This is a genomic window from Marinagarivorans sp. (assembly GCF_982758155.1).
The window spans coordinates 1-9,336 of record NZ_CEXWTU010000198.1; the positions used below are offsets into that span (position 1 = coordinate 1).

Genomic DNA, 9,336 nt, shown 5'->3' on the forward strand with positions numbered 1-9,336 from the left:
ATTAAGCCTGACTGAAAGTAACTGTGCACTTGGTGTGTCATCACATTTGCCGTAAACGCAACGAGCGGCACAGTTAAGCCGGCCTCCTTAATTAACTTTGCAGCAGTTTCCCCGCCCATAACTGGCATCTGCATATCTAAAAATATTAAATCATAGGCTCCGACTTTTGCCTTATCTACCGCCTGGCGTCCATCACCAACAATTTCAACTGAAATGCCCGTCTGCTCTAACAAGCGATTGATTATTTGCTGATTGACTGGGTTATCTTCAGCTACAAGTACACGCCCCATCAGTAATGGAACCTCGGCCTTTTTGACCGATGCAAACTGACGTTTTTGTAATTGCAGCCAAGCATCGGGGGACTCAATAAGCGTACCCACTTTATCCCCGGTATCTACATTAAGCGTAAAAGTACTGCCCACGCCCTTTTCACTGACGACCTCAAGACTGCCCCCCATGAGCATCGCTAAACTTTTAGAGATAGTTAAGCCCAGCCCGGTTCCACCGTATAAACGGGTAGTGGAGCTATCGGCTTGAGCAAAGGCTTCAAATACCGATTCACATTCCTGCCGAGTCATGCCAATCCCGGTATCACTCACACTCACACTCATTAGATTTTTTTGCGGCCAACTTAACGATAAGCTAATGCAACCTTGCTCTGTAAACTTAATCGCATTGTTACAAAGGTTAAGCAGCACTTGCTTTAAACGTGTAGGGTCGTTCACAATCCTTTCGGGTACGGGAAAATTAACGCTTACACGATACTCTAACCCTTTTTCCTGCGTTTTTAGTTTTACATAATTTTCAATATCACTGAGCATAGGTACTACATCGATATCGATATTTTCGATCTGGACCTGGCTAGCTTCTATTTTTGAAATATCGAGAATATTATTAATCATGGAAAGTAAGTGGCGGCCGCTGTTCATAATAATATCAACAAACTTCAAACGGTCAGTGACAGAAATAACGGGCTCTTGTAACACTTCTGAATAGCCGAGGATTGCCGTCATAGGGGTTCGGATCTCATGGCTCATATTGGCTAAAAATCGGCTTTTGGCTTCCTCGGACGCCTCTGCCTTTTTTTGTGCCATTAAGGCTTCTTCCTTTGCTTGCTGCAGCTGACGAATAAGGTTTGCGTTTTTGATAGCGGTTCCAACCTGAACCAAATAATCTGAAACCCGCCGTATATCCTTTTTTTCTAGCAGGCAATGGTGTTTATGGTTAATAAAAGCCAGCCCACCTACAACAGTATCCTCAATATACACAGGGAAATAAATGAGCGATAAGCTGGGCTTTATATCATACAAGCGCTTATCAATACTGGCGCCGGCCTTTACAAGGTCTGGGTGAAGGTGGCCAATATTAATTACCCGTCGCTGTTTCAGTCCCATCACAAAAATGCTATCGGCATCCGTATCTAAATCGAACTCCAGTGTTTCAAACTCAAACCGCTCACGATATGAAATGGCCTCACCATAAATACCCGCAATCACCAACCTATTCTTTTCGGGCTCATGTGATAAAAAGTATACCGCTTCCATAGGGTATAACTGTTCAAGGGCATCCAATAAACGTCGGATAATGCTATCAATTGTTAGCTGGCTATTCACCGCAACCGCTAATTCATTAATATGCGTCATCTCTTCATGCTGTTCTTTTAAACGTCTACGGGTTTTGTGTAGCCGCTGATGAATTCGATTCATCAGCCAGCCCACTCCAACCATAAAACTAAAAAAACCTGCAGTAGCAATTAACATTGGCACTAAAGCCAAATTCTGCCGGAAATAATAATTCGTTATCCAGCCGCCAATAAGGGCACCCACCACCTGAACATTAATGCCCCAAAATAGCAGCTGCATTCCCCCTAAAGAAGCCAACGTAAGATTACTCGTTGCCACAAAGACGGCGGCCAGAAACGGGTTGAAGCCCCAAGCGCCCACGTACAGACCGTACATCGTAATATCAAAGAGCAGGTTGTAACATTCGTGTGAACGCTCAGAAGAGAAGAAATAAGCCGCATGGGGCCAGAACAGCGTGTGCGTAAAGATAACCAGCCAAAACCAAGTAGGTATAATATCGCTTGGCCACATCAGGCTCATGTGAATGGCAAGAACCACCCACATAACCGCAATACGTAATGGGTAGTTATCACGGACATCCTGCGCTTTTTTTTCCCGCGACCAGGTCATCATAAATAATACCGTAACCAACAACCTACAACCGAGGCGCTAGCATCAGCACGCAGTCGAAACCTACGCGCACCGCATAGCCAAACCTTTTGTCTAGGACGCATGCATCCCCAGAGGGTTTGTTGTAGGTACATTAGCCAGCAAGATCCGCAGTCCATAAGCGCTCTACGCATTTATATCATCTATTCAGTGTAGACAAGGCGCTCTGGCTTTGAGATTAAATGCGTTATATGACGACTAAAATCCTATTTTTTGTGCGACAAGAGCCCTTTATCGCGAAAGATTAAAACAGATGTTTCAGCCATAAAAAAAGGAGGCATAAGCCTCCTTTTTTTATCGTGATTTGTTGTTAAAGAACGGTTCGCTACCCGTGCCTTGCGGTTTGCGTAGCGCCCTTGCGGTGCGATAGGGCAGAATCGAATTTTTTAGCCGCAGAGGCTATGGCAGCGTACATATCTTTATCCGAAGATTGAGCAACTACGGGAGCCCCCATGTACTGGCCTTTAGCTTCTACACTTTGCTCGTTTTTATCGACAGTAACCGTCACCGCTACCTCGCCAAGCTGAGGATGATGCCCGCCTACCTTTGTAAACTTCGTATCTACTGCGTCACGGATGCCGTCTGTAATATCAACATGATGACCGGAAAGATTAATTTGCATACTTGTCTGTCCTTTTGCTGAGTTTCATTAACAATGTGTTGCCTTTCACCTAAAAATGCAAGGGTCTTGCATTAATTATTTTCACTTTCATTAATTCTTTTCACTTTAGTGACAATAATGACTGTAATTCAAATTTCAACCTATTGCACCGCTTACTTTGCTAAACAGTGAGTTACGATAAGAAATATTCTAATCGACAATATCTCTTAAGCACTCGCTACAACAACACTAGAACTACTATTTGAACTAGAGCTACTGTTTGAGCACAAAAAATTACCCGCTTCACCGACTAAGTGTAGATCCAATTCCCAATAAAAACACCCTGCCCTTAGGTCAATTAATTATTAGTTTACTTCCGTTTAAACAAATCCTTAACGGTATCTTTTAACTTTTCCACATCGCCATCTTCGACATGCTTTTCCAGAAAACGATCCGCTTCTTTTTTCACTTTATCGCTTATTTTGCTTTTTGCCTTTTTTAGCTCTTCATTCAACTCGTCTTTGGCCTGTTCTTTGAGCTTCTCGGTGATGCGCGGGCCGTCAGGCAAACATGTTTTGGCCCCAATATCCGCCAAGTTTCCCTTACAGCGCAATGGCACGCTTCGCTTACGCCACTTTTCACCAACAATAACGCAGCCCTCAAGGCTGGTAGCAAAGTCCGCTAAGCGAACATCTAAAGGGAAGCGAAAATCACCGGTATTCAAGTCGATCTCACCGGCACTCTGGGCCTTAAGCTTTTGAATTTCGGCACTCAGCGATTCCAAGGTTACCTTGCCATGGCCGTAACGGGCACTCAGCTGTAGCGGGGCTAATTCGCTGTAAACCGGCCAGTTGTTATCGCTAGCCGCCTTGCCCTTCAGTAACGCTACGGCCTCACAAAAGCGTTTTTCGATATTGATTGTCGTCAATTTGATATGTGTCGAATCGGCTTTTATTTCTGCAAGCAAATTATTCGCCAACGTTTGATCTGTATCGCCAGAAGAAGTAAACGTTACCAGGCTATTTAACGCCCCCGCCAATACGGGTTCCTGCGCGAGTTGCTCCAGTAAATTATCGACCATCACCCCCTCGGTCGTGATTCGCCCCTCCAGGAGAGCGCTCGACTTGCGGGCATCAAATGTCATTTGCGCCCCAACTTGCCCCCCCGCCAACATCAAGCCAAAGGGTTTAACGGTCACAATGCCATTGCGCGCCACTATCGTCGCCGCTACCGCATTCGCGGTAACACCACTCGCAACAAGCTCTCCTACATCAACCGACAAAGTGATATTCAAATCGCGAATAAGCTCTAGCGGCAAAGGGCTTGGCGCCACCACCACGGCTGGCATAGCCTTTTCTTCAGTTGTGGGCGGTGGCGCCAAGTAGGCATCCACCCATAATTTATCGAGCGATAAGCTGGCGTTGATTTCAGGTTGATCAAAATGCTTGAGTAGCAATTCGGCGCTTAGCGTAGCCTTATCAAGCTTAACGATTGTGTCATTAAGCGCTAAGCTGTTATCCGTAATCACTATCTGGGTCTCGACCGCTAGGGCCTTAAAGACATTAGGGCTACGTGTCGCGGGTAACGCAATCCCCAATTGCTCGAGCAAGGAACGAACATCTAGCGTATCGCCCCTTACCATGCCCTTAAAACTAACGCCCTTCGCCCAACTGACATCAGCATCTAGCTGGATATTTAGCTTGGCATTCGCTTGTGCAATGGCTCTGCTTTTAGCATCCACAATCAAGGATGCAATAAGGCTTTCGACCACCAACCGCTCGCCACTGAGATCCAGCGACATACCGCCACCAGCATCTAAAGCGATTAACGGGTAATCCGCATATTTCAGCAGACCTTTGACTTGCGCTTTAAAATTGTAGCCTTGTAAGTTGAAGCCTTGCGTATGAATATTGAGACCGGATATATCAGTGACGATACCCGCCGCATCGCGATAATTCACCGCTAATTGCGTTAAGTTAAGCACGGTAATATCTAACGTCGGCGCTTGTTGATCAACAGCGGTAGTGTCCTTAGTCGTGGGCTCAACACTCGGCTCACTAAAGGTCGGCCAATTGCTTTGCTCTTTAGCATCAAGCCAGTAATTAAGTACAACGCCATTAACATCAACACCGTTAACTTCAATTTTGCGGTTGAGCAATGGCTTAAACGCCACAGACAAGGCCGCTGAATCCAGCGTCGCTAAAACCTGCTGTGTATTAGCATTGCGCACTTCAACAGCCGCGATCTCAAGAGCAATATTGGGGAAAAAGCGCCAGCCAATATCACCCGCTAAGTCGAGTTCAAGCCCTTGCTTTGCAGCCGTGTCTTGAATAATGGGCTTAAGGCGATTGGGGTCCAACGTGAAAATGAAAACAACAGCGGCCACCGCCAAAATTAAAGGCGCGCCAAAGACAACAGACAATGCAATAGCAAGTTTTCGCATAGTACTCATTCTTAATCAATAGAATAAACTGGCGCTAACCGAACGCTCGCAGTGCGAGCACACCAATAGACTTGGGTAATTTACTAAGACCGCGGGCAAAACCCTAAAGTTCAGCCTGCACTGCGCCCCTAAAGAGTCTCACGGAACGCGTCCATCTCAACCCTCTGTAATGTGTGTCCCACTATAAAAATACGCCCGGTATAACGGCGCTCACCGGTACTACTGAACTCAAAACGGTACTCACGCAATAACCCGAAACCGCCGCCAGCCAGCTTCTTGAAACGCAGTTTAGATAAGCCAATACTCTGATCCAATAGCTGTACATCCGACTTATCGCATGCCGCGTTCGCGTGCCGTAGCGCTAGCTCTCTAATTGCCAACTGGCGCCAAAATATCCAAGCGCCAAAACCGACCAATACAATCAGTATCATTTGCTCCAACGTCATACTCAAACTCATCTTTAACTCATTAGGCCTTCATCATACCGCGTGTTGTTCAGCTAAGATTAAGCGCAGTTACAATATTGTGCAGAAATAGCGCCCCAATCAAAAGGATTAACATGAAACGTATTTCCGCCAGCCTTCTTATAGCAACCCTAGCTGCGCCTTTCGCACCAACATCTTCGGCTGCCGACCTCGACTTTGGCTTCGGTATTGATATCACTCGCAGCAATATAAAATTAGATAACGACACTCTTCGCACAAGAGATTTTGTCGACGACGATGAAGATGCCCTCGGCGGCTCAGGTTACGTCAAAATGCGCGTGAACAAAGGCCTAGTGGCAGACGCTGGCTTTACCCACGGCTCTAATACTATCTTTGGAAGCACGTTTGATCACTACAGCTACGATGGTGTGTTTGTACGTGCAGGGTATGAGTGGCAAGTGGGGAAAAACTTCACGATTACACCACACCTCGGTTTGCAGCATACTCGCCTGTATTTTACGGAAGGCATGTTCTTAAACTCAGGCGAAGAAGAGGAGGTAAGAGAGACCAGTACGCGACCCATTGTAGGCCTACAGTTAGGTGTGCCACTGGGGGAGACTTTCGCACTGCACTATCGTATTCAGCACACCGATCTTAACGCTGGCAATCTTGTACAACAGACACTGGGCTTCTCCTTTATGCTTTGGTAGTGCTACGAATGAATAGCCCCGTCCAAACAAGCGACTAGCTCCACCTCATCAATAGGTTTTGTCAGCAAGCCGGTTACGCCACACGCTAATATACTGGCTTGCTCAGACTCCAAACCATGCGCCGTCAGCGCAAAGACTGGCAAGTTCACAAACTGAGGATTCGTTCGGATAATCCTCGTCGCCTCACGGCCATCCATACCCGGCAAAGAAATATCCATGAGTACGGCGTCATATCGGCCAGACTCGAGCAAGCAAAGGCCCTCCTCCGCACTACTTGTGCAGGTGACCTCGTAAGTTTCATCTTCAAGAATCCATCGTACAAGCTGTTGGTTATCCGGATTATCTTCGACAACTAAAATATGCCCCTTGCTCATTACAAGCTCCCAGTACCATTTTACTCATTCAGTATAGGCACAAGCAGCTAGCTGCACAAAAAACAATCAATTTTAGTTACGCTACACTCAAGAGGCAATATCCACACTTATCCACACCTATCCACACCTATCCACACCTAAACAGGTTAACCCGTGTCTCGATGGCTTTTAGGCGGTTTATTAATCGCGCTGATATACCTTAAATGGCCCGAAGCGCGCGTTACGTTAGGGCCCGGCATTATGGCGCCAGAGCCTCCGCAACAAACTCCGATTAAAAACCCCATACCATTCCCTGTTGACCACTACATGATTACGCCTTTGGCGGAGTTTGAAATTACCGCCAAAGTCCTCTCCCGTGAGCGCTACCGTTTCGACAAAGAAGCCGACCTATCCCCAATAGACTTCGCGCTTGGCTGGCAATACATGTCTGACGAGGAAACCCTACAGCACATCAGCGTCAGCCAAGGCCACCGCTGGTTTAACTGGCAAGCCGATCAGCTACCTATCCCTCAGGCCGAAATCTCGGCCAGCGCGGCCAATATGCACCTTATTCCCGCCGACGATAATATTCGTGCACAACTTCTAGACGTTAAGCAAGGCAGTGTTATATCGCTAGTAGGGCAGCTAGTCGAGGTCCACGACACCCAAGAACAATGGCGTTGGAGTAGCTCTCTTACGCGCGGCGATACCGGTGCGGGCGCTTGTGAAATTATTTGGGTTACACGCGTAACCCACGTGGCACCTTAGTTAGGGGCAGCCATAAGCCGCCTGAATTTACGCCGCTAAAAATACAGACACAATAACGAGTGAGACAACCCCCAAGCCAGAACTGGCAGGGCCTATAGAAGTGCTATTTACGCAATAGCGATAAGGGCCGAGGAAAAAATACTTTATCCAATAATACTTGCCTCCCGCTTCCTCAACCGCGTTGCTCAAAGCGTTACATGCCCCGGCATGCGCCCCTTCGAGCGCCTTGTTGAGAAAGCAGGCGCCCTCGTCTAATTGGACAAACTATTATTGCCTCGCCCCTAAAACCAAACCCAATAAACTTAAAACCACCAAAATACTCAGCGCAAGGCTCGCCATTGTTTTGTTGATAAGCGTATTTTCGGTGAATTGCAGATAATGCAATTTATACAGCCAGTTAATCAAACGACTATCACGACCTTGCTGGCGAAGGGTTAATTGTTGCCAATCCAGTGTTAAATTCACACCGGTTGAAGTGACAGCCGTTAGCCCGGTTAAGTGATTTAATTGGCCATAGCGCCCAACATTAGCGGCAATACTCTCGCTGAATAACGATTTAACCGCTCCTACCGAAGGACTACGCGGTACACCCGAGAAATCCAAATGCTTTGGACCTTCTGGCGTATTCACCAATAAATGCTCGCCCGCCGCCGATTTTAATATTCGCACGCCTTGCCACTCGGGTTTAGCGATAACCGCAACGCGTTGAATATCATGCTGGGATACCGGTAAAAACGACACCTCCAGCCTCTCGTAAGCAGGGCCATAACCCGGCTTGAAAATAAAAATTGCGCCGGTGCCCGCCCACAATAAAAGCTGCGCAGCTAATACCCAGCCCAACCATTTATGCCAATTGCGCAAAGCCACAACAAAATCCGACTAAGCGTTTAATTGGCGCTGGCGTACGGCTTCAAACATACAAATACCCGCTGCAACCGAAACATTCAAACTACTCACGCTACCGGCCATAGGTATATACGCAAGGTGGTCACAATGCTCGCGCGTTAAACGGCGCATGCCTTTACCTTCGGCGCCCATCACAATGGCTAACGGCCCAGTTAACGGCGCTTGGTAAATATTCATCTCCACTTCGCCCGCGGTACCCACAACCCAAACACCGCTTTCCTGCAGCTTTTGTAGTGTGCGCGCAAGGTTAGTTACTGAAATTAACGGCACGGTATCCGCTGCGCCACACGCCACTTTACGCACCACCTCGGTCAAACCCACAGAATTGTCTTTGGGCACAATCACCGCCTGTACACCCGCCGCATCGGCCGAGCGAATACAGGCGCCCAAATTATGTGGATCGGTAACGCCATCCAAAACCAACAAGAAAGGCATGGCTTTTTCTCTATCGGCCACCATCACATACAAATCGTCTTCCGTTAGCGCCCTTGCAGGTTTTGCCAACGCGATAACGCCCTGGTGATTACCATCAGCCATTGTATCGAGTGTTTTTCGAGGCTTCTCGCTTACCGAAATACCGTGCATTTCGGCAATGGCCAGAATGCTTTGCATGCGCTGATCTTGGCGCCCCTGTAATACCAGTAATTCGAGAACGCGCTCGGGCGCTGTATTCAATAGGGATTGAATGGCATGTAGGCCGAAGACAACTTGATTTTTCATGATGTAAATAACTCAATAAAGAAGGGCTGTAGGCCGCTTACGCGGCCGCTATAGCAAGCAAGAATAATAGGTGGAAGTTTAGGAACTAGGAAACAATATTTCATCCACTAATGCTTGATATCGACATCCTTACCTTCGTTGCTCAAAGCGTTACATGCCTCGGCATGCGCCCCTTTAAG

At 47.3% G+C, this 9,336-nt stretch carries 9 protein-coding genes; 2 read left to right on the plus strand and 7 right to left on the minus strand.

What is annotated here, in order from left to right; all coding sequences use genetic code 11:
* The 4 genes from AC3A8L_RS16860 to AC3A8L_RS16875 all read right to left on the minus strand — a co-directional run.
* Positions 1-2,195, minus strand: a 2,195-nt coding sequence (locus tag AC3A8L_RS16860) for an ATP-binding protein (RefSeq protein WP_487963439.1), incomplete at its 3' end; no start/stop codon positions are given.
* 361 nt (positions 2,196-2,556) lie between these two features.
* On the minus strand, positions 2,557-2,853 hold the full coding sequence (gene hpf, locus AC3A8L_RS16865; protein ID WP_487963440.1) for a ribosome hibernation-promoting factor, HPF/YfiA family: 297 nt from the start codon (positions 2,851-2,853) through the stop codon (positions 2,557-2,559).
* Positions 2,854-3,202: 349 nt separating this feature from the next.
* The gene (locus AC3A8L_RS16870) at positions 3,203-5,275 is read right to left on the minus strand and encodes an AsmA family protein (protein WP_487963441.1); all 2,073 of its coding nucleotides are present in this window, start codon (positions 5,273-5,275) and stop codon (positions 3,203-3,205) included.
* Positions 5,276-5,403: 128 nt separating this feature from the next.
* Positions 5,404-5,733, minus strand: a complete 330-nt coding sequence (locus tag AC3A8L_RS16875) for a DUF3301 domain-containing protein (RefSeq protein ID WP_487963442.1) — start codon at positions 5,731-5,733, stop codon at positions 5,404-5,406.
* Positions 5,734-5,834: 101 nt separating this feature from the next.
* On the opposite strand from AC3A8L_RS16875, the gene AC3A8L_RS16880 reads away from it, so the two are divergent.
* On the plus strand, positions 5,835-6,410 hold the full coding sequence (locus AC3A8L_RS16880; protein WP_487963443.1) for an outer membrane beta-barrel protein: 576 nt from the start codon (positions 5,835-5,837) through the stop codon (positions 6,408-6,410).
* A gap of 2 nt (positions 6,411-6,412) precedes the next feature.
* Here the strand turns inward: AC3A8L_RS16880 and AC3A8L_RS16885 are convergent, their stop codons facing one another.
* Positions 6,413-6,784, minus strand: a complete 372-nt coding sequence (locus tag AC3A8L_RS16885; RefSeq protein WP_487963444.1) for a response regulator — start codon at positions 6,782-6,784, stop codon at positions 6,413-6,415.
* Positions 6,785-6,937: 153 nt separating this feature from the next.
* Here AC3A8L_RS16885 and AC3A8L_RS16890 point away from each other — a divergent pair, with 153 nt between their 5' ends.
* Complete coding sequence (locus AC3A8L_RS16890; RefSeq protein WP_487963445.1) at positions 6,938-7,531, plus strand: hypothetical protein; 594 nt, start codon at positions 6,938-6,940, stop codon at positions 7,529-7,531.
* A gap of 267 nt (positions 7,532-7,798) precedes the next feature.
* On the opposite strand, the gene AC3A8L_RS16895 is transcribed toward AC3A8L_RS16890, so the two are convergent.
* Positions 7,799-8,398 (minus strand): PepSY domain-containing protein, encoded by a 600-nt coding sequence (locus AC3A8L_RS16895; protein WP_487963446.1) that lies wholly within the window; start codon positions 8,396-8,398, stop codon positions 7,799-7,801.
* Positions 8,399-8,410: 12 nt separating this feature from the next.
* Positions 8,411-9,157 (minus strand): 23S rRNA (guanosine(2251)-2'-O)-methyltransferase RlmB, encoded by a 747-nt coding sequence (gene rlmB, locus AC3A8L_RS16900; protein ID WP_487963447.1) that lies wholly within the window; start codon positions 9,155-9,157, stop codon positions 8,411-8,413.
* Positions 9,158-9,336 lie beyond the last annotated feature (179 nt).

Bases quoted from the DNA above. Each gene is read 5' to 3' on its own strand.
- hpf (WP_487963440.1), bottom strand. From the start codon at position 2,853: ATGCAAATTAATCTTTCCGGTCATCATGTTGATATTACAGACGGCATC.
- AC3A8L_RS16870 (WP_487963441.1), bottom strand. From the start codon at position 5,275: ATGCGAAAACTTGCTATTGCATTGTCTGTTGTCTTTGGCGCGCCTTTA.
- AC3A8L_RS16875 (WP_487963442.1), bottom strand. From the start codon at position 5,733: ATGAGTTTGAGTATGACGTTGGAGCAAATGATACTGATTGTATTGGTC.
- AC3A8L_RS16880 (WP_487963443.1), top strand. From the start codon at position 5,835: ATGAAACGTATTTCCGCCAGCCTTCTTATAGCAACCCTAGCTGCGCCT.
- AC3A8L_RS16885 (WP_487963444.1), bottom strand. From the start codon at position 6,784: ATGAGCAAGGGGCATATTTTAGTTGTCGAAGATAATCCGGATAACCAA.
- rlmB (WP_487963447.1), bottom strand. From the start codon at position 9,157: ATGAAAAATCAAGTTGTCTTCGGCCTACATGCCATTCAATCCCTATTG.